Annotated in this window: 18 protein-coding genes; 13 read left to right on the top strand and 5 right to left on the bottom strand. The window is 66.7% G+C overall.

All coding sequences use genetic code 11. The annotated features are described in order from the left end of the window. The first annotated feature begins 87 nt into the window (after nt 1-87). The 10 genes from DVH29_RS03060 to DVH29_RS03015 all read left to right on the top strand — a co-directional run bounded on the left by DVH29_RS03060 (nt 88) and on the right by DVH29_RS03015 (nt 13300). A complete protein-coding gene (locus DVH29_RS03060; RefSeq protein WP_147275990.1) occupies nt 88-1389 on the top strand; it encodes a hypothetical protein in 1302 nt (433 codons plus the stop codon). Beyond that, nucleotides 1386-5654: a VWA domain-containing protein gene (locus DVH29_RS03055; protein WP_114644693.1), complete on the top strand. Its 4269-nt coding sequence runs from the start codon at nt 1386-1388 to the stop codon at nt 5652-5654. Before DVH29_RS03060 ends, DVH29_RS03055 begins: the two co-directional genes overlap by 4 nt. A gap of 105 nt (nt 5655-5759) precedes the next feature. Beyond that, nucleotides 5760-6764: an AAA family ATPase gene (locus tag DVH29_RS03050; RefSeq protein ID WP_114644692.1), complete on the top strand. Its 1005-nt coding sequence runs from the start codon at nt 5760-5762 to the stop codon at nt 6762-6764. Further along, complete coding sequence (locus tag DVH29_RS03045) at nt 6764-7639, top strand: DUF58 domain-containing protein (protein WP_114644691.1); 876 nt, start codon at nt 6764-6766, stop codon at nt 7637-7639. The genes DVH29_RS03050 and DVH29_RS03045 overlap by 1 nt, the downstream gene beginning before the upstream one ends. Next, nucleotides 7636-8661, top strand: coding sequence for an ABC transporter ATP-binding protein (locus DVH29_RS03040; RefSeq protein ID WP_114644690.1), 1026 nt, complete (start codon nt 7636-7638; stop codon nt 8659-8661). The genes DVH29_RS03045 and DVH29_RS03040 overlap by 4 nt, the downstream gene beginning before the upstream one ends. 58 nt (nt 8662-8719) lie before the next feature. Then, nucleotides 8720-9460: an ABC transporter permease gene (locus DVH29_RS03035; protein ID WP_245944862.1), complete on the top strand. Its 741-nt coding sequence runs from the start codon at nt 8720-8722 to the stop codon at nt 9458-9460. 174 nt (nt 9461-9634) lie between these two features. Further along, a complete protein-coding gene (locus tag DVH29_RS03030; protein WP_114644689.1) occupies nt 9635-10657 on the top strand; it encodes an ABC transporter substrate-binding protein in 1023 nt (340 codons plus the stop codon). Continuing rightward, the gene (locus DVH29_RS03025) at nt 10654-11514 is read left to right on the top strand and encodes an ABC transporter ATP-binding protein (protein ID WP_114644688.1); all 861 of its coding nucleotides are present in this window, start codon (nt 10654-10656) and stop codon (nt 11512-11514) included. Before DVH29_RS03030 ends, DVH29_RS03025 begins: the two co-directional genes overlap by 4 nt. Nucleotides 11515-11612: 98 nt before the next feature. Then, on the top strand, nt 11613-12413 hold the full coding sequence (locus DVH29_RS03020; RefSeq protein WP_114644687.1) for an ABC transporter permease: 801 nt from the start codon (nt 11613-11615) through the stop codon (nt 12411-12413). A gap of 11 nt (nt 12414-12424) precedes the next feature. Next, nucleotides 12425-13300, top strand: coding sequence for a substrate-binding periplasmic protein (locus tag DVH29_RS03015; RefSeq protein WP_114644686.1), 876 nt, complete (start codon nt 12425-12427; stop codon nt 13298-13300). On the opposite strand, the gene DVH29_RS03010 is transcribed toward DVH29_RS03015, so the two are convergent. The 5 genes from DVH29_RS03010 to DVH29_RS02990 all read right to left on the bottom strand — a co-directional run bounded on the left by DVH29_RS03010 (nt 13297) and on the right by DVH29_RS02990 (nt 17651). Further along, on the bottom strand, nt 13297-13902 hold the full coding sequence (locus DVH29_RS03010) for a zinc metalloprotease (RefSeq protein WP_114644685.1): 606 nt from the start codon (nt 13900-13902) through the stop codon (nt 13297-13299). The genes DVH29_RS03015 and DVH29_RS03010 overlap by 4 nt on opposite strands. Nucleotides 13903-13939: 37 nt before the next feature. Continuing rightward, nucleotides 13940-14782, bottom strand: coding sequence for a substrate-binding periplasmic protein (locus DVH29_RS03005; RefSeq protein ID WP_158541537.1), 843 nt, complete (start codon nt 14780-14782; stop codon nt 13940-13942). 164 nt (nt 14783-14946) lie between these two features. Continuing rightward, nucleotides 14947-16659: a pyrroloquinoline quinone-dependent dehydrogenase gene (locus tag DVH29_RS03000; RefSeq protein ID WP_158541536.1), complete on the bottom strand. Its 1713-nt coding sequence runs from the start codon at nt 16657-16659 to the stop codon at nt 14947-14949. Nucleotides 16660-16703: 44 nt separating this feature from the next. Beyond that, complete coding sequence (locus DVH29_RS02995) at nt 16704-17102, bottom strand: CHRD domain-containing protein (RefSeq protein WP_158541535.1); 399 nt, start codon at nt 17100-17102, stop codon at nt 16704-16706. 174 nt (nt 17103-17276) lie between these two features. Next, the gene (locus DVH29_RS02990) at nt 17277-17651 is read right to left on the bottom strand and encodes a c-type cytochrome (RefSeq protein ID WP_114644681.1); all 375 of its coding nucleotides are present in this window, start codon (nt 17649-17651) and stop codon (nt 17277-17279) included. 298 nt (nt 17652-17949) lie between these two features. Between DVH29_RS02990 and DVH29_RS02985 the strand changes: the two genes are divergently transcribed. From DVH29_RS02985 to DVH29_RS02975, 3 genes are all read left to right on the top strand, one after another. Next, complete coding sequence (locus DVH29_RS02985; RefSeq protein WP_114644680.1) at nt 17950-18651, top strand: gamma-glutamylcyclotransferase; 702 nt, start codon at nt 17950-17952, stop codon at nt 18649-18651. A gap of 98 nt (nt 18652-18749) precedes the next feature. After that, nucleotides 18750-19424 carry an ArsR/SmtB family transcription factor gene (locus tag DVH29_RS02980; protein WP_114644860.1) on the top strand — a complete coding sequence of 225 codons (675 nt, stop codon included), beginning with the start codon at nt 18750-18752 and terminating at the stop codon, nt 19422-19424. A gap of 47 nt (nt 19425-19471) precedes the next feature. Continuing rightward, entirely contained in the window at nt 19472-20701 is a 1230-nt protein-coding gene (locus DVH29_RS02975) for an MFS transporter (RefSeq protein WP_114644679.1), read from the top strand. The last annotated feature ends 314 nt before the right edge of the window (nt 20702-21015 follow it).

Here is a 21015-nt window from a genome sequence, read left to right as displayed (position 1 = left end):
TGCTCCGATTTGCATGGAGGGGGGATGGAGTCGCATTTCTTGCAATGGCTCGCGGTCGTGGTCCGGAGGGACCGCGCTAGGCGCCTGATGCAGGCCGTATTGTGGATTGCCGCCGCCGCCGGCCTGGGCTGGGCCCTGCTGGGGCCCCGGCCGCTGGCGTTCTGGCCGGCTGGCGTGCTGCTGGCCGCCGGTGCCGTGCTGGCCGGCGCGAGTGCGCTGACTGCCTGGCGCCGACGCGCGGGCCTTGGCAACGGGCTCTGGGGCGTCGCGCGGCACAGCGACGACCGGCTGGGCCTCCAGCACCGGCTCACCTCCGCCCTCGAACAGGAGACCCGGGGGCCCGGTGATGGCCTGCTGTCCGGCGCGCTGCTGGCCGACGCCAACCGGCATGTGGCGGGCGTCGAACCTTCCCGACTGGCTCCCCTCGCCGACCGGTATACGCTGGGGGCGGGGCTCGCGGCCCTGTTGGTGGCCATCGGGCTGCTGCCCTGGCCGGCCCCATCAACCGTTGAGCCCCAAACAGGCGAAGCCGTCGCCGAAACCGCAACCGCTTCTCCCAGCGTCACCATCGAGGACATCGCGGCGGCGGCGCGCCAGATCGGCATCGACTCGACCCTCCGGGACGTCGATGCGCTGATGGTGGCGGCCAGCGAGCTGGATACTCTGTTGCGCGAGGCCACACGCGGCCTCTCCCAGGAGGAGATGAACCGGCGCTTCGAGGAGTTGATCGAGATGGCGCGCATGGGCTATGGCGACACGCCACCGGCCTGGATCGCCGATGCGCCTTCGCCGACCCAAAGCCTTGCCAACCGCATCGAGGACTATCAGGAACGCCGGCGCCAGCCATCCCAGCCCAACGACACGCCGCCGGCGCCGACCCGCGCCGATGAGGAGCCGCCGGCCGAAATGGCGGTGGCCGAGGGCGCCGGCGCGCTCACCGCATCCCAGGATGCGGTCGCCTCGGCGCCCATGGACGGTCCCACCCTGCCGGGAATGCCGACCGATGAGGACGAAGAGGCGCGCGAGGCGCCGACCCAGGGCGCACCGGTGGGCGCCTCCACCCAATCGGGAGCCGGGGGCGGAGACATGGCCGGACTGGGGTCGCAGGCCCTACAGGCGACGCCTTTCGTCGCCGAGGAGCGGCAGGGCAGCGAGATGATCCTCGAGGCTGCAGAAACCGGGGCGGGGCGGCGCATCAAGATCGACATGACGCTGCCCCCTGCGGCCATGGAGGGCTTGCAGGCGGGAGACGGCGCCGAGTCCCTGGCCGACAGCCCGGCGGCGGCCGGCCTGCAACCCGACCGCGATTTCGTTCAGGCCGGCGATCGCGTGGCCACGTCGCGCTATTTCACCCCCGTCCAGCCCGATGAAGGGCCTATACTTCCATGATTTTTCTGGCCCCGGCTTTTCTCGCCCTCGCCCTCCTGGCGGGACTGATCATTGCCCTGCACATGCAGCAAAAGCGCAGCGTGGAGGTGGCCAGCCTGATGCTGTGGCGCCGTCTCGCGCCCGCCCAGACGGCGGCGCGCCAGCGCTGGCAGCGCCCACCTCTCTCCCTGCCGCTGCTGCTGCAGGTCGCGGCCATGCTGGCCCTCGCCCTCGCCCTGGCGCAGCCGTTGTGGAACGGGGCGAACCGCATCGATCACGCGATCTACGTCCTCGACGGCTCGGCCGACATGCAGGCGACGGGCGAGGAGGGCACCCGCTTCGCCGCCGCTCTCGCCCATATCGCCGCCATGGGGCGTGCCGATGCGGAGGCGGCGACCGGGCGCTTCACCCTCATCCGCGCCGGCGTCGTGCCCGATATGGTGCTGGCCCGTCAGACCCATGGCGACGATCTGGACCGGGTGCTGGAGACGCTGGCGCCCGACGATGGCGCCGCCGATTGGGCCGGCGCGGCGCGGCTGGCCGCGGCGGTGATCCGGCCCGGGGAAGCGACCCGCATCACGCTGGTCGGCGCGGAGGGCGTGCCATCCGCCCTCGCCGATCTCGGCCCCCCGGTCATCCTCGACCGGATAGAAGCCGGAGTCGGGCGAAACGATCTTACCCTTGCCGTCCAGCTCGAACCGGTGGACGCCGCCGCCGGCGCGTGGACGGTGACGGGGGCGATCACCACGGCCAGCGCCGAGGCGGGCAACCAGATGCCCCTCGTCCTGCGCTTCCTCCCCGATGGGGCCGACACCCCGATCGATTGGGCCCGCCTCACGGTTGCCGAGGGCCGTCCCCGGCCGGGCGGCGAGGGTGAACCGGCCTTGCGCGCCTTCCCCTTCTCCCACGCGCTGACCCTGCCGGGCGCCGGCGTGCTGATCGCCGAGATCGAAGGCGAGGCGCCAGCCCTCGACGCGGTGGTGCGCCTGCCGGTGCCGCCCCATGAGCGGATCATCGATGTGCTCTATGTCGGCCCCGATATCGATCCGGTCTGGCGGCGCGTCATCGAGTCGATCGAAGGCGCCGTGGTGCATCCGGCGGCGGAGGTTCCATCCGACAGCGCCCGCTATGCCCTCGCCATCGTCGACGGGGTGGCGGTCGGCACGGCCCCGGCGACCAACACGATCTGGGTGGGCAGCGCGCACCTGGCCGATGTCGAAACGCCCGCGGCGGTGGCCGCACCCGACCCGGTGGCCTGGCGCACCGATCATCTGCTGGGCGAGGGCATGGATTGGGCGGCGCTGCGGATCGCCGAAGCCTATGCGGTCCCGGCGCGCGAAGACGCGGTGATCCTGCTCGAAGCCGAGCACTGGCCGCTGGTCGCGGCCTGGACCGATCCCAATGGCCGCCAGTTGCGGATCGCCTTCGCGCCCGGCCGATCGAACTGGGTGGACCGGGCCAGCCTGCCGGCGCTGATCAATCGCTTCGTGCGCTGGTCGGGCCTCGCGGCGGGCGCGGAGATACCGCTTCCTTGTGTGGTGGGCAGCCCGTGCGGCGTCGATGCCCGCCTGATCGGGGGAGAGATCGACCGGCTCGATGGGCCGGTGCCCGAGAACCTGGCTTTCGATCTCCCGGCGCAGGCGAGGTTTTCGCGCGACGGGCGGTTCGTGCCCACGCATGCCGGCCTCTATCTCCTGTCCGGCCCGGCGGGAGAGCAGCATATCGCGGTCAATCCCGGTCCGGACGACCTGCACCCGATGACCGATGCGGCCGCAGAAACCCCGTCGCGGCCGGTCGCCTTCTGGCGCATCGCCGCCTTGGTCGCGCTGGGCGTTCTGGCGCTGGAGGCGATCCTCGCCTATCGGCGGCCGGGCACGCGCAAGCGCTCCCTCCTTATCCTGCGGGGCGGGGCGATCGCGCTGATCCTCCTTGCCGTGCTGATTCCCGCGCCGAACCTGCCGCGCCTGCGCGAGCCCGTGGCGGTGCTCGATACGCAAGGCGCAGCCTGGCCGGACGGCAATATCCTTTTCGGGCAGGACCTCGCCGTGGTGCAGGGCGGCATGCCGGCACATGTGCGGCGCGATCTGGGCGGGGATGCGGGTCCAGCACCCTCCGCATCCGCAGCGGCGGGCATGGGGGATGCGCTGCTGGTGGCTGGCGCCCTGTTGCCCCCGGGCCGCGGCCGGCTCATCGTGGGCGATGACGGGATCACGCGGGCCGCCGATGTCGCCGCCGCCATGGGCCGGCTGCAACAGCGCGGCATAACCGTCGACCGTGTGCCCTTCATTGCGGCAGGCGACGCCCCGGTGCGCGTTGACCGGGTGGAGGTGCCGCCCCTCGTCTATGAAGGCGACGACGTGCTGCTGTCGGCGGTGGTCACGGTCCCCGCCCAGATGGAGGCCGAACTTTCCCTGTTCCGCGACGGTGAGCTGCTGACTAGCCAGGCGGTGACACTGGAGCGTGGGCCCAACAGGGTGGAAAGCGTCATCGAAGGGATCGGTGCGGAAACGGCGCTCTATGAGGTGGCGGTGGAGGGTGCATCAGCAACCACCGGCGCGCGCAACGGCACCGCCGTCACCCCAACACCGGTGGGGACGATCGCCATTCTCGCCGCCGAAACCGAGCAGGGCGCGGCGCTGGCCGACGCGCTGGCCGCGCAGGGGATTGAAAGCCAGATTCTCACCCCATCGCGCTATCCGGCCTATCCCAAGGACTGGCTGCGTTATCGCGCCGCTATTCTGCTCAACGTGCCGGCCCGGGCCTTCACCACCGCGCAGCAGGAACTGCTCGAAGCCGGTGTGCGCGATCAGGGGCTCGGGGTGCTGCTGGTCGGGGGCGATACCAGCTTCGGCCCCGGCGGCTATCTGGAAACGCCCATCGACCGGCTCTCGCCGCTGTCGAGCGACATTCCCGGCGAAGCGCCGGAAGCGGCATTGGTGTTCGTGCTGGACCGGTCGGGCAGCATGCAGCAGGCGGTGGCCAATTCGACCCGGCTCGACATTGCCAAGCAGGCCACCCTGTCGGCGATCCAGCGCCTCAATCCCCAGAGCAGCGTGGCGGTGGTGGTGTTCGACGACACGGCGCAGACGGTGGTGCCCCTGCAGCGGATCGGCGACCCCCAGGCCTTCGAGCAGCAATTGGCGGGATTCGGACCCGGCGGCGGCACCGCCATCTATCCAGCGCTCGAGGAAGCCTTCGCGCAATTGCGCAATGCGGAGGCTCCGGTCAAGCACGTGGTGGTGATGACCGACGGGCTGACCCAGCCGGCCGATTTCACCCCCCTGGTGACCGCCATGCGCGAGGCCGGGATCACCGTCTCGACGGTGGCCATCGGCAGCGGCAGCGCCATCCCCATCGTGGACACCATCGCGCGGCTCGGCGGCGGCAATTTCCACACGACCACCGATTTCGCCTCGCTGCCCTCGATCCTCGCCCAGGAGGCGATGCTGTTTTCCGCCGCGCCGGTCGAGGAGGGCCCGACCCAACCCTTCTGGAGCGGTCCCCGCGACGATTATCTCGGTCTGCTGCCCGCCGATCTGCCGGTGATCGAGGGCTTCGTCCTCACTTCCCCCAAGCCGGGCGCGACCGTGGCGCTGATGACGCCGGACAAGGAGGGCGAGCCCATGCCGCTCCTGGCCCATTGGCGCTATGGCAATGGCAAGGTTCTGGCGCTGACCACCGATGCGACGGGCGCGTGGAGCCGCCGCTGGCAGGATATCGACACCTATGCCGCCTTCTGGGCCGAGGCCATACGGTTTCACCTGGCTCCCAATCAGCGGCCGGGGCTCACGCTGGGGACCGAGCGGCGCGGCGACGCGATCGACATCCGGCTGGCGGCGCTTGACGAGGACGGCCTGCCGCACGCCGGACTGGCGGTCGGGGCAATGGTAAGCCACGCGGATAGAGAAGAGGCCGTCACCCTCATCGAGGAGGAGCCGGGCCTTTATCGCGGGACGTTCGTCGCGGCGCGGGAGGGGACCTATCACATCACTGTTGAAACCGATTCCGGAGCGGCGGAGACGGCGGTTCATGTCGCCTATCCGGCGCATGTGGCGGCGGATGCCTCGGCCACCGGCTTTCTCACGCTCGCCCGCGCGACGGGCGGCACGACGCTCGATCCCGAGGCCCCCATCTTCGGCAACCCCGTCTGGCGATGGGTGGAAACGGTGATCTGGCCGGCCCTGCTGGTGCTGGCGAGCCTGGTTTTCATCGTGGAACTGGCCATCCGCTATTCCTGGCGCCCCTGGCGGCGGCGCACGGTCTCGCGCGGCGGCATGAAAAATTAGGTCTTGACCCGGCATGGCTTTCTTCACCACCATCCAAGTTCTTGCAATCACACGGATCGCGGCGCTTCGGCGCGGGTCTCGCGTCGAACATTTACAGGTCGAGCCATGACATTCGCGTCGCAAGCCGTCAGCCCTCCCGACGATCTGGACGGGCTTTTGCGCGCGCTGGACGCCAGCATGCAGGAGATCGGCCGCGTGCTGATCGGCCAGGACGAAGTGGTCCGCCTGGTGCTGATCAGCATGATGGCAGGCGGCCATGCCCTGCTCGAAGGCCCGCCAGGCGCCGGCAAGACGCTCCTGGTGCAGACCCTGGGGGGGGTCACCGGCCTCAAGACGGCGAGGATCCAGTTCACCCCCGACCTGATGCCGGCCGATATCACCGGCTCGACGGTGCTGGCGCCCACCGAGGATGGGGGCCGCACCCTGCAATTCCAGCCCGGCCCGGTGTTCACGCAATTGCTTCTGGCCGATGAGATCAATCGGGCCACCCCGCGCACCCAGTCAGCGCTGCTCGAGGCCATGCAGGAGCGCACGGTGAGCGTGGGGGGGAAGTCCATGCCCCTGCCGCAGCCCTTCTTCGTGCTCGCCACGCAGAACCCCATCGAGATGGAAGGAACCTACAACCTTCCCGAAGCCCAGATCGACCGCTTCCTCTTGCGCATTCCGGTCAACTATCCCAGCGAGGAGACCCTGGCCGACATCCTGCTCGCCACCACGGGCCAGCGCTCCGCCATGGTCGGCCAAAAGATCACCCCGGCCCAGATCGAGCGTCTGCAGGATCTGGTGCGCGCGGTGGCGATCGCCCAGGACGTGCGGCACGCCATCGCCCGGCTCGCCCTCATGACGCAGCCGCAATCGCCCAAGGCGACACGCGAGACCAATCGCTATATCCGTTTCGGGCTCAGCCCGCGCGGCGCGCAGGCCCTCGTCCTCGCCGCCAAGGCGAACGCCCTCCTAGAAGGGCGCTACAATGTGGATTTCTCCGATATCCGCGCCGTGCTCGCCCCGGCCACGCATCACCGTATCCAGCTCAATTTCGAGGGGCGGGCGGACCGGGTCGACCTGGACGCCTTCATGCGTGATCTCTTCGAGCGCGCGGTGAAGGGCTGATGGCCGTGCCCGACCCAGCCTTGTTGGAGCATCTGGCGACCTCGCGCTTTCTGACCGGCGCCGAGGCTTCGGTGGGCTCGGGCGAACGGCGCTCGGCTTTTCTCGGGGCGGGGCTGGAATTTGCCGCGCATCGCGACTATCGCGAGGGCGACGATACCCGCCATCTCGATGCGCGGTTGCTGGCGCGGCTGGGGGAACCCTATGTGCGCCAATATGCGATCGAGCGGCAATTGCCCATCGCCATCGTCGTCGACGCCAGCGGCTCGATGCGGCACGGCACGCCCGACAAATTCGCCACCGCCCTGGCCCTGGCGCAGGTTTTCGCCTTTATTGGACTGGCGGGAGGCGACCGGGTGGAGATCGGCCTGTTCGCCGACGGGCAATTGCACTGGTCGCCGCGCCTGAGCGGAGCGAACCAGGCCGAATGGGCTTTCGGCTGGCTGGCCGGGCAGGACGCCAAGGGGTCGACGCCGTTCAGCGCCGCGCTGCGCCTCGCCGCCGCCCATGTCCCGCGACGCAGCCAGTTGGTGCTGATCAGCGACTGGTGGGATGAGGACGCCGAGGCGGCGCTCACCCTGCTGGGGGCGGGGGGCCATCGCATCCTGGCCGTCAATATCCACGCTCCCGACGAGATCGACCCCGCCCCGGCCGGCGAGGGCCGCATGCGCCTGCGCGAGATCGAAAGCGGCGAGGAGATCGAGATGGCCATCGACCAAGACGCCGTCGCCGCCTATCGTCGGCTGCTATCCACCTGGAGCGACAGCCTGCGCAAGGCATGCCTGCACTGGCAGGGGCTTTATTTCCACATCAGTTCGGCGGTCAATGTCGAGCATTTCTTCCTGCGCGATCTGCGCGCGGCCGGGGTAATTTCATGACACCACGTCCAGTTCCGTCGCCATCATCCGAGGCCGGGCCTGCGGAGCGGGCCTCCAATATCAGCGTCCGGGGCGTGTCCAAGCGCTATGGGCGGACGCTCGCGCTCGATGATGTGAGCCTTGAGGTCGAGGCGGGGCGGCTCTTTGCTCTGCTCGGACCGAACGGGGCCGGCAAGACCACGCTGCTGCACATATTGAGCACGATCCTGCGCCCCGATTCCGGGGTGGCGGAGGTGGCGGGGGTCAATGTGCTCACCAACCCGCTGGATGCGCGCCAGCGCATCGGCATGGTGTTCCAGGAACCCAGCCTCGACGACCGGCTGACCGTGCAGGAGAATCTCAATTTCCACGGCCTCGTCTATGGCATGTCGCTGGCCGATCGCCGGCGGCGGATCGAGGAGATGCTGGAGCTGGTGGAGTTGAGCGACTGGCGCGAGCATCTGGCGCGTCAATTGTCCTCGGGCATGAAACGGCGCCTCGAGATCGCGCGCGGCCTGCTGCATGAGCCTCGCATCCTGTTTCTCGACGAGCCGACCGTCGGGCTGGACGCGCAGTCGCGCGAGCGCATCTGGATGTATCTGAGTGAATTGCGCGCGCGGGAAAATCTCACCATCGTGGTCACCACCCATTATCTCGAGGAAGTGGAATATTGCGACGCGGTCTGCATCATCGACCGGGGGAAGGTCTTGGCCGAGGGCTCGCCGGAAGAGCTGAAAGCCGCCCATGGCAAGGAGTTCCTGCGCGCCACCGCCCTCAATGCGGAGGCCGCCGACCGCATCCATGCGCGCCATCCCGAGGCGATCCGCTCGGGCAATTCGCTGGTCATCGAGGTCAAGGACGCCGCGTTCGCGCCCGCCTTCCTCGCCGCTTTCGCGGGCGAGTTGGAAACCGTCTCTATCGACCGGCCCAGCCTTGAAAGCGTGTTCCTGACGCTGACCGGGCGGGACCTGCGCGACAAGAAGGCGGAGCCGCGCGACATCGTGCGGGCGGCCGGACAACGCGGCGAAGCCTCGACCGGATGATGCCCCTTCGCCCACCCAGCCACGCCCTGTTGTCCCCGAGAACCGGGAGGAGCGCCCCGTGACGACAGTCTATCGCGTGCTGTTCATGGTCCTTCTGATCGCGCTGTGGCAGATCGCCTCGATGAATGTGGGGCGCAACCTGATCCCCTCGCCGCTGGCCACCTTCCATACGGGCACTGCCATGCTGGCCGACGGACGGCTGGTCGGAGCCCTGGGGGCCAGCCTGTCGATCTATCTGACCGGCCTGTTCCTCGCCATCGTCATCGCCATTCCGCTCGGCATCGTCATGGGCGGCATAAGGCTGTTGGGCAAGACGCTCGAAGTCTATGTCTATGCCCTGTCGGCCACCCCCAGGGTGGCGTTCATTCCGCTGATCATCGCCCTGCTCGGGCTGGGGTTCGAGGCCAAGATCACCGTGGTGCTTCTGGGCGCCATCATGCCGATCCTGATCAACACCTATGCCGGCGTGCTGGCCGTGGATACGCAACTGATCGAGATGGCGCGCTCGGTCGGGCTGAGCCGGACGGGCATCTTCGTGCGCATCGTGCTGCCCGGCTCCGTGCCGTTCATCATAGTCGGCCTGCGGCTGGGGGCCACGATCGGGCTGATCAACACGGTGGTCGCCGAGCTCTATACCGCGGTGACCGGGCTGGGGGGGCTTCTCGCCATTTACGGCAATTCGTTCCGTATGGAGGAATATTTCGTCGTCGTCCTGACCCTGGCCATGATCGGGGTTGTGGTGACCGAAACCCTGCGCCTGCTCGAAAGCCGGCTGAGCGGCTGGAAGACAGCGGGGTGACCCATGAAAATCGCCGATCCGGAACGGATTCGGACGGCGATCGAGGCACGGACAAGGGGATCGGCAAGGTCCCCTTCGTCTAGCAAGATTTTGAATTTGGGCGCATAGTGCCCCGAGCCGCCGGCCGATGCGCACACGCCGGATACTCTGGCCGGGCAACAGGAGGAACACGTCATGTCTAGAAGCCTTAAAGCCGCTCTCGGATTTGTCTTTGCCGCTTTGTCGGTCACCCCGCTCATGGCGCAGGATGCGCCGTTCCGCCTGATCGTTACCCATCTCGAGGTGCCGCTGGTGCCCAATTCCGTGCTCGATCTGGCCCATGTGCTGGGCTATTACGAGCGCGAGGGCGTCAATGTCGAACTGGTGCGCGTGCAGCAGACGCCCATGGCGATCGCGGCGCTGCAGGCCGGCGAGGGCGAGATGGCCAATATCGGCGTCGATGCGCTGCTCCAGCTCACCGCACGCGGCACCGACGACCTGCGCGCCGTCGCCTCGCCCAACAAATCGCTGCCCTTCCTGATCGCGGCCAAGGATTCGATCGCCACGGCCGCTGATCTCGGCGGCCACAGCTTCGGCGTCGGCCGGGTGGGCAGCCTCGACCACACGCTCAGCGTCAAGGTGCTCGAGAGCCAGGGCGTCGACACCGACCAGATCGAGCTGGTCAGCCTGGGACAGCCCAATGTGCGCGCCCAGGCGCTGGCTGCGGGCCAGATCGACGCCACCACGGTCTCCATCGGGGTGTGGACCACGCTGCCCGACAAGGAGGGGCTGCATGTCCTCGTCTCGGCCGACGACTATTATGCCGCCGCGCCGGTGGTCAACAAGGTCAACGCGGTGACCACCACGGTGCTCGAGGAGCGCCGCGACGAGGTGATGGGCGTGCTGCGGGCGCTGGTCAATATCTCGCGCGACTTCGCCGCCGATCCCGAATTGTGGGTCGATGCCATGGCGACCGAACTGCCGCATATGGACCGTGAGGAACTGGCCACGCTGGCCGAATCCTTCACCCAGAGCTGGAGCGTCAATGGCGGCATGAGCGCCGACGAACTCGACTATACGGTCACCTCGCTCTATGAGGGCGAGGAATTCGCCGACCTGCCGCCCGTGGCGCTGGAAAGCTGGGTCGATTTCGGACCCATCGACGCCGTGCTCGCCGAGCTAGGCGTCGACGACGCCATGGATCAGCCGGCCCGATGAGCAGTGCCGCCCCCGCCCCGGTTGCATCGGCGGCGCCCCCGGACCGGGGGCGGCAGCGCATCGTTCTGGAGAACGTCTTCAAGAGCTTCGAGCGGGCCGGGCAGAAGACGCAGGTGCTGGCCGATATCTCGCTGTCGGCCGATGACGGCACCTTCATCAGCCTGCTCGGCCCCTCGGGCTGCGGCAAGACCACGTTGCTGCGGCTGGCCGACGGATTGATCGCGCCCGATAGCGGGCGCATCGCAGTGTCGGGGCATCCGCCCCGGCCGGGTCCCGAAACCGGCTTCGTATTTCAGTCCTTCCGCCTCATCCCCTGGGCCACGGTAAGCGCCAATATCGAGTTCGCGCTTCTGCCCACCGGGCTGGGCCGTGCCGAGCGGCGCGAGCGGGCACGGCGCTATATGGACCTGGTCGGACTGACCCGGTTCGCCGATTCCTATCCCGGCGAATTGTCGGGGGGGATGGGGCAGCGGGTGGCCCTGGCGCGCGCGCTGATCCCCGAACCCAAGATCCTCCTGATGGACGAACCCTTCGCGGCGCTCGACGCCCAGACCCGCGAACTGATGCAGACCGAGCTGATGCGGCTCTGGTCGCGTCTGGGTTCGGTGGTGCTGTTCGTCACCCACAGCGTCGACGAGGCCATCGCCTTGTCCGACAAGATCGTCCTGATGGGACCGCGCCCCGGCCGCATCCTCGAGGTGATCGATGTGGGACTGCCCCGGCCGCGCCAGCTTTTCGAAATGCGGTCTGAGCCCCGCTTCATCGAATTGCGCGACTATCTGTGGAACCGCATCCGCACGCTGGTGCTCACCGACCCGGCTTCGGATTTCTACGGCCGCGACCTGGAGCCGGAGTGAATGGCCTGTCACGTTTCCCCGCCCATGACCCCGCCCGCATCAGTGTGCGCACTTCGGCCGTCCGGCCGCGCCACTCATAATAGCATTCGGAGACTGCATTGAAGCTGCTCGGAGGAATCTACGCCATCTGGCTGCGCGAGGTGAAACGCGCCCTGCGCGACCGTGGACAGCTGATCGGCGGCGTCAGCCGGCCGATCCTGTGGCTGCTGATCATGGGCATCGGGCTCAACCCCTATTTCCGCGGCGAGGTCTATGGGGAAGTCCGCTTCGTCATCCCCTATACCTATGTGCAGTTCATCTTCCCCGCCATCATCATGCTCAACATCATGTACACCTCGGTGCAGTCGGCGGTGTCGGTGATCTGGGACCGCGAATTCGGCTTCCTGCGCGAGGTTCTGGTTTCGCCCATGCCGCGCTGGGCGGTGCTGCTGGGCAAGATCCTGGGCGGCACCACCATCGCCGTGCTGCATGGCAGCCTGGTGCTGGTGCTGGCGCGCTTCGCCAACATTCCCATGGGCTGGCTCAATGTGGTGCAGGGCCTTGCCTTGATGTTCCTGCTTGCCTTCGGGCTGACCTCGTTCGGCATCATCATCGCCAACCGGGTGCGCAGCTTCGAGGGCTTCGGGGTGTTTTCCAACGCGGTGATCCTGCCGCTCTATTTCACCTCGAGCTCGATCTTCCCGCTCGATCCGGCCCTCACCCGGGCGCAGACGGCGGTGCTCTATCCCGACTGGCTGATCTTCCTCGTGTCGATCAATCCGCTGACCTATGCGGTCGACGCCTTCCGGGGCACCTTTATCGGCTTCAACCAGTTCGATCCCATGCTGGGGCTGATCATCATGGGCGCCATGGCGGTGGGCTTTTTCACCCTGGCGCTCATCGACTTCAACCGGGCCTGAGGGGAAACGCTTTGGCCGGCCGGACATCGAGCGAAACCAAGCACAGCAAGCCGCTTTCGGGCCTGGTGCGGGACCTGGGGGCCTTGGCGATCATGTTCGGGCTGCTGCTCGGCGCCTATTTCCTGCCCCCCGACACCTCGCTGCACGAGGTGCGCACGGCCAATCGGCTGTCGGTGTGCCTGCCGCGGCTCTATCCGCCACTGGTCACCGGCGATCCGGCCAATCCCGGCTTCGACGTCGACGTGCTCGGCGAGGTGGCCTCGCGCCTGGGGGTGCGGCTGATGCTCAATTACAGCTCGGCCATGGGACGCGACTTCAATCCGCGCAACTGGCGGGTGACGCGGGCCCAGTGCCAGATCCTGGCCGGCGGGGTGGTGCTGTCCCAGAGCGTGCGCTCCTTCCTCGATACCGCCCCCGGGCCGCTCAGCACCGGCTGGACGGTGCTGGCGCCCCAGACCATCGACTCACTGGACGGCCGGCGGGTCGCGGTGTTCTCCGGGCTGACCGGGCTCGATCGCATTGGGCTGTCGCGGTATCTGCGCGCCCTGGGCAGCGAGATGCACGTCGCCCAGTCCGAGGAGGACCTTGCGCGGCAATTGCGCGAGGGAACCGTCGACGCCGCTGTCACCGAGGCGCTATCGGGCCAGCAGATCGCCGCCCATAATGACTGGGTGGCCCATTGGTTGCCCGAACCCTTCGAGCGCTACCAGCTCGGCTATGGCTTCTGGCGCGGCGACGTCACGCTGCTGCAGGCGGTCGAGGGCATATTGGGCGACATGGAGCGGGACGGCACCATGCAGGCGCTGCTCGACAAATACGCCATGGAACCCATCGAGGCCACGCTCTCCGAGGGTATCGACGCCATTGAACCGGACCCGGTCGATTAGCCCACCACCCCGCGAATGGCGCGGACCACCGGGTCGAGCCAGGTGCCTCGGGTCAGGATCATCACGACGACCAGGGCGATGGCCAGCCAGCGGGTCTGGCGCGTCAGCACCTGCGCCCATTCGGGCTTGGCCGCGGTCAAAAGGTGCGCCCCGGTCAGGGGAGGAAGCGGGATGAGGTTGAAGAGGGCGTAAAACAGCGCCATCTCGCCGGTGACCGTCATGCCGGCGATCACATACATGGCCGCGCCGGGATCGACGACGCTGAGCACGGCGAGACGGAGGTTCAGCACCACGACGCCGAAAAGCGCCAGCAGCGCGAGGCTGACGAAGACGCACACCACCAGCCCCCAGCGGCCCCACCGCATCTGGGCGGGGTCGAGGTCCATGGGCTCGATCCAGCCGGCCCGCGCCGCGATGGCCGACACCAAACCCAACAGGCTCAGATGCTTGAAGGGCATCAGGGTAAGGCGCCCGTCATATTGCGGCGTGCGATCGCCCAGAAGGCGGGCGATGCCGGCCAGGATGCAGCCATGCACCCCGGCTATAACGATGATGGCGACCACGCGCTGGATGAGGACCGCCAGCGAAAGATCGGTGAACATGACGAGACTCTCCCCCCGGCTTGTCGGTGTCGCGCGACTACTGGTTCCCAGCGCTGCCCGGCAGCCCGGCCTCGGCGAGGATCTCGTCGATGATGCCGTCCTCGGCCAACGACCGGATGGCCTGGTCGAGCTGGTCGCGCAGGAACACGTTGTATTCGCGCATCATCATGCCGATCGGGGTCGGGTCGGCGCGGATGGGATCGATCGGCACGAGCCGGATGCCCTGCCCTTCTGGATCGCCCTCGGTCTGGCTATGGATCAAAGGGGCCCAGATCAAGGCGCCCTCGATGCGCCCATCCTTGAGATAATTGACGACCGGAACGTAGCTGGGCACGGGAAAGCGTATCCAGCGCTGTTCCTTGGGCAGCAGGCCGAGATATTCCATAAACGCCTGGTCTACCGCGCTCGACATCATGGAGCCAACGGGCAGGCCCGCCGGGATTTCGCCGAGGCTGTCGTATTCGGGGTTGGCGACAGCGAGAACATAGGGTGCCTCATAATAGGCACGCGAGGGGATCAGCCAATCGGCCGAAATCTGTTCGCCCAGGGTGAAGCCCATGACCGCATCGCAATGCTGACCGAGTTGGATCAGTACGGCCTCCCAGAAATCGTCCTCCCGATGCGCGACGGTGTTGGTGTACTCATAGAATTTCACGTTCAGCAGCAGGGCGTTGCCGATCTCCTGGCCGATGCGGCGATCGATCTCGATGGTCGGACTGACCGACCACAGGCAGAAGGTCAGTTCGCTGCCCCTGATCCAGCGCCGCTCCTGATAGATTTCGGGCGGCACATAGGGCATGGCCACCTGCGCGAGCGCCTGCCCGCCAATGTTCAACGACAGGGCGAGACCGAGCAGGCACGATCCAAATCGAACAGTCATTCGCAATCCTCCTTGGCGGCTCTCCTCGGAACCGCTCCAACCCATTGTGCCGGCCGCGCCCGCCTGCCCCCGCCTTCGCGGTTCCTCCGCCCGTTGGCCGGGCAGTATTTAAACGAATGAAGGGGCCGTAGCCCCTTCATCATGCCTTGGTGCCGATGCCCGGATCAGTTGCTCTCGGGCAGGGCGAACACGTAGACGGCGTTGCCCACATTGGGGTGCACGATTTCGGGCGAAACCAGCCGCGGCACGTTGCGCGGGCTGCCGCCACCGAGGCCGGTGGTGACCGCAATGTACTGGCGACCATCGACTTCATAGGTGATGGGCATGCCCTGCACCGAAGTCGGCAGACGGGTCGACCAGAGCTCTTCGCCGGTTTCGGCGTCATGCGCCTTGTAGTAGCGGTCAAGGTCACCAGCGAAGGCGACCCCGCCAGCGGTCGAGAGAATGCCCGTCAGGTAGGACGCGCGCTGCTCGACGCTCCACACTTCTTCCATGGTGGTGACGTCGATGGCCGAGAGCTTGCCGAGATTGCCGTTGGTGCCGGGCATCTCGAAGAACCAGCGGTCAGCCGCCGATCCGCCCGAACCGACCACCATCTCCACTTCGCGACCCTGGATTTCCATGCAGGTCTGGCTGAGCGGGATGATCATCAGATTGGCCGGCTCGTAGTAGCTCGACGGGGGCCAGTCATGGCCGCCGGCCGTGCTCGGGCACACCGAGACGGTGTCGCCGACCTGGGCGTTGCGGATGTCCTCACGATAGGTGGGACGGCCATTCTCGTCAAAGGACTCGAAGGCGTTCTGGTAGGTGACGTGCGAATGTTCGATATATTCGCCCGTCTCGCGATCGAGCTTCCACAGGATGCCCGACTTGCCGATCGTCATGACGGTCTTGCGGCCGTCGATGTCGATGAGCTGACGCTCGAAGATGTCGTCCCAGTCCAGCGCTTCGCCGGGCGAATGCTGGAAGTACCAGCGGATTTCGCCGGTCTCGGGCACGATGGCCAGGGTCGAACCGGTATAGAGCGCATCGTCCTCGGTGGTCAGGCCACGGCTCGAGGGAACCCACGGCTTGGCCTGGGCGATGCCCACATAGTAGAGGTTCAGCTCGGGATCGTAGCTGCCGGTGATCCACTGGTCGCCGCCGCCACGCAGTTCGTAGGGCAGGTCGCCCCAGGTATCGCCGCCGGGCTCGCCCGGACGCGCGATGGTCGAGGTGCGCCACAGCTCTTCGCCGGTGTCGGCGTCGTGCCCGGTGATGAAGCAGCCTTCTTCCGTGAAGTTCTGGCAGCCATTGATCTGCGCGATCACGATGCCATTGGCCACGATCGGGCCGGCCGAGGTGAAATAACCCCCGGTATAGTCGGCACGCTCGGTCTCCCAGACCAGGGCGCCGGTCTGGGCGTCCAGGGCGACGACGAAGCCGTCATCGGAAGTCAGGAAGATCTTGTCTTCATACAGCGCCACGTTGCGCGAGGGACGACCGAGGCCGGCATCCTCGGGGATGTCGCGGCGGTATTCCCACAGGAGCTCGCCCGAGGCGGCGTCGAAGGCCTGCACGATATCGCCCGGATTGGGCAGATACATGATGCCATTGGCCACCAGCGGCGTGGGCTGGTTGGTGCCGGGCTCCATGGCCCAGGACCAGACCAGTTCCAGGTCCGTGACGTTGTCCCTGTTCACCTGGTCCAGCGGGCTGAAACCGTGCGAATCGTAAGTCCGGCGCCACTGCAGCCAATCGCCGGGATTGGGGTCGCGCAGCGTGTCGTCCGTGACATAGGGCGATCCGTCCTGCGCAAAGGCAGTGACCGCCGTACCGGCGACGCTGGTGGACACCAGCAATGCTGCCGCCAGACCGAGTTTACCAACCATCCTCATGGTATGCCGCTCCCTTATCGTTGTGCTTTGCTCTCTCATCATACTCATTCACCTGCCTGCGACATCAGCCAGGCGCGAAGTTCGCCATTGTCGTTGCGCGACGTCCGGACCACCACATAGAGATTGTCGGACTGCAGCAGCTCGAGCTGCTCGCTGTCGAGCTCGAGGGTGCCGCTGAACTCGCCCTCGGTGCCGCCGGCAATGTCGATGCTGGCGATCTCGGGACCGGCCTGGCCCGGAGGGGCCGAGTGAATGGACAGGGTCGTGGCATCGCCGCGCAGACCGGAATATTCGCCGGTGATGGTCAGCGTGCTGCCGTCGAGGGTTGCCTGGACGTCGCCGGTGCCGCCGATCAGCGGGCGGTTGGTGTTGGAGACCGGCATGAAGCCGAGCTTGTCACCAAATTGCGTGGCCTCCTGGGCCATTGCGCCGGTAGCGGTCAAGCCCGCTACCATAATGGCTAAACCAAACTTTTTCAGCATAGAGTCCTCCTCCTTTAAGTTATTGAGATACAAATGCATACTGCCGGAGTCCGGCAAGTGGAGAGGTCTTCGACTTTCGTCTAAGACGATGACAGTTTCACAGCAAAACAGGGGCCGATGGCCCCTGTCGCACATTTATTCGGCGAGACCGGCGTCTTCTTCGGTGACCGGGCCGTAATCATTGCCGAAATTGGTCCGGACATAGGTGGCCAGCGCCAGCAGTTCGTCCGTGCTCAGCACGTCGACAAAGCCGGGCATTTCGCTGCCGCCCTGGGCAATCTGACGATAGACGAAGGCCGCGTCGGCGAGCTTGCCGTTGCCGCGCAGGCTCGGGCCGATATCGCCGCTGCCATTGGCCGCGTGGCAGGCCGCGCAGAAATCGTCGTAATTGGTCTTGGCCAGCGCCATGGCCTCTGCGCTCAGCGCGGCCTCGTCGGCCGCAGGTGTATCCTGGGCGAACGCCGGCACAGCCGCCATCATGAAGGCTGCAATGAATAGAGTCTTGATCATTGTATATTCCACAATCTGGTTGGAGCTCTTCCAGGCGCCTGACGCGACGCGGGTTGGGGGAGTGTAACGTCATCCTCCCGCCAGTTCCAAGCCCTAAAGCTACTCAAAGTTTCATATTTTTTGCATTATGCGACTTTAGTCTAACATACTACCCTGCTGCCAGGCCACCTATCCGGACTATTGCGGCGGCGGTTTGGTCGACTTCTCCAGTCTCCCATTCTATGGCATCATCCACTCCTGACCCCAATCCTTGCACCCTCCCGCTTCTGGCCGGAGTGTGCATTCCTGCCGGAACGCCATGTCCACCTGTGCCCCCATCATTCTAAGCGACGACCATCTGGCCCGCGTGGTCCCCGCCGAAGGACGATTGCACGATCCGCGCTGGCGGATGCTCGAGGATGCCGATCTCGACCGGCTGGCCGATCATCTCACCCGGGGCCGGCCGCGGCCGCTCTCGGTGTTCGCCTACGGATCGCTGATCTGGAACCCCGGCTTTGCCGTCCAGTCCTGGCGCCGCGCCACCGCCATCGGATGGCACCGGAAATTCTCGATCTCGCTGGACCATTTTCGCGGCACGCCCGAGCGGCCGGGGCTGATGCTCGCCCTCGCGTCGGGCGGCAGTTGCGAGGGGATGCTCCTTGGCATCGACGATGAAAGCGAGGCGCAATCGCTGCGCACCGTCCTGCGCCGGGAGCTCGTCGCCCATGAACTGAGCGGCAATGCCTGCTGGATCGAGGTCGATACAGAGCAGGGCCGCGAACAGGCGCTCACCTTCTATGCCAATCCTATCGGCACCGAACTGGCCGATCTCACTCTGGAGGAACAGGCGCGAAGGCTGGCCCGGGCGGCGGGAGCCGCCGGCTCCGGCGCGGAATATCTTCTGCGCACGGTCCAGGGCCTGGCAAGATTCGGCATCCATGACGACTATATCTGGTCGCTGCAACGGCTGGTGGCCGAGGAAATCGAAGCCGCGTCATCGGCGCCGCCCGTCGATCAGTAGCGCTGAGCACCTGCTTCGACCTTCCGGGGATTGCGCTTCGGATGCCGTCTTGCTAGCAACATTCAATCATTCTGATGAATAAGCTATTGATGGAACCGATGCCCAACCCGCGTCCGAAATGGATCGTTTTCGAGAATCTGGCCGAGATCGCCCAGGCGCTGGGGCATCCGAACCGGCTGCAATTGCTCGAATCGCTGGCCCAGGGCCAGCATTCGGTCGACGAGCTGGCCGGACAATCGGGAATGAGCTTTGCCAACACGTCGCGCCATCTGCAGATCCTGCGCCGGGCGCGGCTGGTGGAGACCAAGCGCCGCGGCAAGCAAGTGCTCTACCGCCTTGCCGGCGATACCGAGGTGGTGGCGCTGATCGGCGCCCTGGGCCGGGTGGGCGAGCGCAACATCGCCGAGGTGAACCGGGTGATGGACGATTATTTCACCGCCCGCGATAGCCTGGAGGCGATTTCACGCGAGGCGCTGGTGGAACGGTTGCAGGCGGGGCTGGTGACGGTGCTCGATGTGCGTTCGCCGGACGAATTCGCCCAAGGGCATCTGCCCGGTGCGCGCAACATTCCCTTCCGCGAGCTCGAGGAACGGTTGGGCGAACTCCCCGCCGCTGCCGAAATCGTCGCCTATTGCCGCGGCCCCTATTGCATCTACGCGGCCGAAGCCGTCGCTGCCCTGCGCGCCAACGGGTTCAATGCTCTGCGGCTGGAAGACGGCTTTCCCGAATGGAAGGCGGCGGGACTCGCCGTCGAGGTCGCCCAGCATCCCTGACAATTCTTCTTTGAACGCTGACTGCTTTCTTTCAGGTTGAACATTCCATGTCGCAAGCTGCCACGAGCCCCGAGCTCGACCCCCTCGATGCCGCCCATTACCTCCATGGGCGCGGCAATGTCGCGCGACTGACCATCGCCCAGGCGCTGGCCGGGGCCAATTCGGTGGTGGTCTATGCCACGGGTTCCGTCGTGGGCAACGCGCTGGCGCCCGATCCCGCACTGGCGACCTTGCCGATTTCCATCTTCGTCGTCGGCATGGCGGCCTGCACCCTGCCCGCGGGCGCCATCGCCCAGCGCTACGGCCGCCGCGCGGCCTTTCTTGCCGGAACGGGAGCAGGGGTGCTGGTCGGCCTTCTCTCGGCGCTGGCAGTTCTCGTCGGCTCGTTCTGGCTGTTCTGCCTCGCGACCTTCTTCGGCGGCGCCTATGCGGCCGTGGTGCTCTCGTTCCGCTTCGCGGCCGCCGATTGCGTGGAACCGGAAAAGCGGCCCCGCGCCCTCTCCTTGGTCATGGCCGGCGGGGTGTTCGCCGGTGTGATCGGCCCGCAACTGGTCACGCACACAATGTATCTGTGGATGCCACACATGTTTGCGGCGACCTTCCTGGCGCAGGCGGCCGTGGCGGCGGTCTCCGCACTGGTCCTCCTCGGCGTGCGCCTGCCCGCCCCGAGCCTTGAGGAACGGGCCGGAGGCCGACCGCTGGGGGTGATCGCACGGCAGCCGCGCTTCGTCCTCGCGGTGGTCTGCGGGGTGGTCTCCTATCTATTGATGAATTTCCTGATGACCGCCGCCCCCCTGGCCATGCTGATGTGCGGCCTGCCGCAGGAGGCGGCCAATGACGGGCTGCAATGGCATGTGATCGCCATGTATGCGCCGAGCTTTTTCACCGGACGGCTGATCACGCGGTTCGGCGCCTCCAATGTGGTGCTCTCCGGCCTCGCCCTTATCGGTGCCTCGGCGGGGATCGGCCTGCTGGGGATCGAGGTGGCCCATTTCTGGGGCACGCTGATCCTGCTCGGCGTGGGCTGGAATTTCGGCTTCATCGGCGCGTCCGCCATGGTGCTGGAAACCCACCGCCCGGAAGAACGGGCCCGCGTGCAATCCCTCAACGATTTCATCGTCTTCGGAACCATGGCAATCGGCTCCTTCCTCTCCGGCGGCCTGCTGAACGCCTATGGCTGGAGCATGGTGCTGTGGCTCTCCTTCGTCCCGCTGGCGCTCGCGGCTCTCGCCCTCTTCGCCATGGCCGGCATGCGCCGCCGCAGAACTGCGGGGTGATCGCCGGCGCCGCGCCGAAGCTGATGGAAAGCAACCGCCCGAATATGGACCCCGACGAGGGGCCTTGAGCACGAATTTCGGAGCCCCACGTCCCCGTGTCCCATGTCAACACCCCCGAACCAAGTCAGCAGTCCCGAAATCGACATGGCGTGAACCTTTTACGTCATGCGCGGCGACATTGGTAGGCGACGGCTACCATTCGACTTCCCGCCTCGCAGCACGGTGCTCCGCTAGAGTGTTTCACAGCTTGATTGAATCGATGGGATTCCCTGTTTGATGGTTTTGTGATTCAAGATGCTGGCTGGAGTGGAGGC

It is taken from the genome of Pelagibacterium lacus, assembly GCF_003345525.1.
Classification (GTDB): domain Bacteria; phylum Pseudomonadota; class Alphaproteobacteria; order Rhizobiales; family Devosiaceae; genus Pelagibacterium; species Pelagibacterium lacus.
The sequence above is the reverse complement of the archived record's forward strand: the minus strand, read 5'-3'. Positions and strand labels throughout refer to the sequence as shown.

What these genes read in the sequence shown, in the direction of transcription:
- DVH29_RS03060 (WP_147275990.1), top strand. Translation starts at nt 88, where the DNA reads ATGCAGGCCGTATTGTGGATTGCCGCCGCCGCCGGCCTGGGCTGGGCC.
- DVH29_RS03055 (WP_114644693.1), top strand. Translation starts at nt 1,386, where the DNA reads ATGATTTTTCTGGCCCCGGCTTTTCTCGCCCTCGCCCTCCTGGCGGGA.
- DVH29_RS03050 (WP_114644692.1), top strand. Translation starts at nt 5,760, where the DNA reads ATGACATTCGCGTCGCAAGCCGTCAGCCCTCCCGACGATCTGGACGGG.
- DVH29_RS03045 (WP_114644691.1), top strand. Translation starts at nt 6,764, where the DNA reads ATGGCCGTGCCCGACCCAGCCTTGTTGGAGCATCTGGCGACCTCGCGC.
- DVH29_RS03040 (WP_114644690.1), top strand. Translation starts at nt 7,636, where the DNA reads ATGACACCACGTCCAGTTCCGTCGCCATCATCCGAGGCCGGGCCTGCG.
- DVH29_RS03030 (WP_114644689.1), top strand. Translation starts at nt 9,635, where the DNA reads ATGTCTAGAAGCCTTAAAGCCGCTCTCGGATTTGTCTTTGCCGCTTTG.
- DVH29_RS03025 (WP_114644688.1), top strand. Translation starts at nt 10,654, where the DNA reads ATGAGCAGTGCCGCCCCCGCCCCGGTTGCATCGGCGGCGCCCCCGGAC.
- DVH29_RS03010 (WP_114644685.1), bottom strand. Translation starts at nt 13,902, where the DNA reads ATGTTCACCGATCTTTCGCTGGCGGTCCTCATCCAGCGCGTGGTCGCC.
- DVH29_RS03005 (WP_158541537.1), bottom strand. Translation starts at nt 14,782, where the DNA reads ATGACTGTTCGATTTGGATCGTGCCTGCTCGGTCTCGCCCTGTCGTTG.
- DVH29_RS03000 (WP_158541536.1), bottom strand. Translation starts at nt 16,659, where the DNA reads ATGAGGATGGTTGGTAAACTCGGTCTGGCGGCAGCATTGCTGGTGTCC.
- DVH29_RS02990 (WP_114644681.1), bottom strand. Translation starts at nt 17,651, where the DNA reads ATGATCAAGACTCTATTCATTGCAGCCTTCATGATGGCGGCTGTGCCG.
- DVH29_RS02985 (WP_114644680.1), top strand. Translation starts at nt 17,950, where the DNA reads ATGTCCACCTGTGCCCCCATCATTCTAAGCGACGACCATCTGGCCCGC.
- DVH29_RS02980 (WP_114644860.1), top strand. Translation starts at nt 18,750, where the DNA reads ATGCCCAACCCGCGTCCGAAATGGATCGTTTTCGAGAATCTGGCCGAG.
- DVH29_RS02975 (WP_114644679.1), top strand. Translation starts at nt 19,472, where the DNA reads ATGTCGCAAGCTGCCACGAGCCCCGAGCTCGACCCCCTCGATGCCGCC.